Annotated in this window: 3 protein-coding genes; 2 read left to right on the top strand and 1 reads right to left on the bottom strand. The window is 61.5% G+C overall.

Annotation, left to right across the window (positions count from 1 at the left end; all coding sequences use genetic code 11):
* Positions 1 to 541 (bottom strand): hypothetical protein (locus J4F42_19840; protein ID MCE2487771.1); only part of this gene is annotated, 541 nt, incomplete at its 3' end.
* Between the two features lie 200 nt (positions 542 to 741).
* Between J4F42_19840 and clpS the strand changes: the two genes are divergently transcribed.
* Positions 742 to 1,065, top strand: a complete 324-nt coding sequence (clpS, locus tag J4F42_19835) for an ATP-dependent Clp protease adapter ClpS (GenBank protein ID MCE2487770.1) — start codon at positions 742 to 744, stop codon at positions 1,063 to 1,065.
* A gap of 77 nt (positions 1,066 to 1,142) precedes the next feature.
* Positions 1,143 to 2,028 (top strand): AAA family ATPase (locus J4F42_19830; protein ID MCE2487769.1); only part of this gene is annotated, 886 nt, incomplete at its 3' end.

The following is a 2,028-nucleotide window of genomic DNA, read 5'->3' as shown; positions in this document are numbered from 1 at the left end:
TGGCGGGCAGGGGCGTCTCGCGCACGACGGCTGCGTTGGAGATGGCGGTCAGGTCGGCGTCGATCACCAGAGTGACCTGAAAAACCGCCTTGAGCGCCGGCTCGTCCCAGCACGGAAACGCGCGGCGGGCGTCGGTTGATTCAAACTGGGTCGAGGCCAGCACCTTCTCCTGGCCGTCGGCCGTGGTGTAGGTGCTGCGGTAAAAGCCGTGCAGCTTGTCGTTGAGGATGCCGCTGAAGCTGATCCTCAGGGTCCAGGCGCCGGGGGCGAGGGGCTGGGGAAAGTGGAAGCTGGCCCGTTCCTGCTCGCTGTCCAGGCTGACCGTGGCGTCCAGGGTCTGACCGTCCGGGCCGCTGACGGATACGCTGTGGATGGCCAGCTCAATAGCGTTCAGCACAATCTCGCTGACCGGCTCGTGGACAATGATGCCCACTGTCTCTTCCCCGTCAAAGGTGAAGGCGCGCAGGTCAGGGGTGAGGCGGATGGCGTAGTGCTGGGGGCTGACCTGGCTGGGGAGCTGATAGGCCGGCGTGTGTGTCATGAGAGCCTCCGTATTCGGGCGGCGTGGAATCCCGCCTCGGTTCTGGTCGAGGAGATACCAGAAACCGCGTCTTCTTGGAACCGAGTCGTCTGAGAATCAGGTCGTCTGAGAATCGGGTCCTCTTGGCAAACCGCCGTCCGAGCGCTATGGACAGTAGGGAGCCCTGGCGGACAGATGTTCTCTGAACGACGGAGGGGGATATGGCCAAGGATTACGACAACGATACCGATCTCGATCGTGACGTAATAACCGAGACCGAGAAAAAGACCAAAAAGCCGCCGCTGTACAAGGTGTTGCTGCACAACGACGACTACACCACGATGGAGTTCGTTGTGCACGTCTTGCAGTCGGTCTTTAACCACGACGCCACCAAAGCCACCCAGGTCATGCTGCACGTGCATCGAAAAGGCATGGGGGTGGCCGGGGTGTATACCTACGAGGTGGCTGAGACCAAGGTGGACAAGGTCCACACGCTGGCCAAGAAGTACGAGTTTCCCCTGAAATGTAGTATGGAAGAAGCCTGATCCTGCGGCCGCCCACCAGGCCGACCGTAGAGAAGACAGCTTCCCGGGCCAGGCCCGCGGAAGGAGCGGAGCGGAGAATGCAAATTAGTCGGGAATTTGAAATTGCCCTGACCTTGGCGATCAAGGAAGCCAGACAGCGTCGCCACGAGTTTCTGTGTCTCGAGCACGTGTTGTACGCCCTGTCGTTTGACGAGGATGTGGCCGAAATCCTGCGCAACTGTGGCGGCGAGGTTGAACAGCTGCAAAAGGATCTGGTGCAGTTCTTCGAGGACAACATCGAGGCGCTGTCCGAAGAGAGCGACGTCGACCCCCAGCAAACCTCGGGCTTTCAGCGGGTCTTGCAGCGGGCGGCCATGCACGTCCAGTCCAGCGGCAAAGACCTGGTCGAGGGGCGCAACTTTCTGGTCGCGCTGTTCCGGGAAGAAAACAGCCACGCTGTATACTTTCTGCAAAAGCAGGGCATCAGCCGCCTGGACGTGCTGAACTACATCTCGCACGGCATCTCCAAGGTCCAACCCGACGACGAGGACGACGAGTCGGCCGCCCAGCCGGAGGCCGAGGGTGTGGACGACGAGGACGATCCCCGTCCGGCCAAAGACCCGCTCAAGGCTTTCACCGCCGACCTGGTCCAGCGCGCCAGAGACGGTGAGATCGACCCTCTGATCGGCCGCGAGGTCGAGGTCGAACGCACCATCCACGTGCTGTGCCGGCGGCGGAAAAACAACCCGGTGTATGTCGGCGATTCCGGGGTGGGAAAAACGGCTATCGCCGACGGGCTGGCGCTGCAGATCGCCAACGGCGAGGTGCCCGAGGTGCTCAAGGATGCGCGGATCTATTCCCTGGACATGGGCTCGGTTTTGGCCGGCACGAAGTTCCGCGGCCAGTTCGAGGAGCGGCTCAAGGCCGTACTGAACGCGCTCCGCAAGGATCCCAACGCCATTCTGTTTATTGACGAGATTCATA

This window comes from Desulfurellaceae bacterium (assembly GCA_021296095.1).
Taxonomy (GTDB): domain Bacteria; phylum Desulfobacterota; class Binatia; order Bin18; family Bin18; genus JAAXHF01.
Note: the sequence above shows the minus strand (reverse complement) of the source record. Positions and strands in the feature narration are given on the sequence as shown.

What these genes read in the sequence shown, in the direction of transcription:
- clpS (MCE2487770.1), top strand. Translation starts at nt 742, where the DNA reads ATGGCCAAGGATTACGACAACGATACCGATCTCGATCGTGACGTAATA.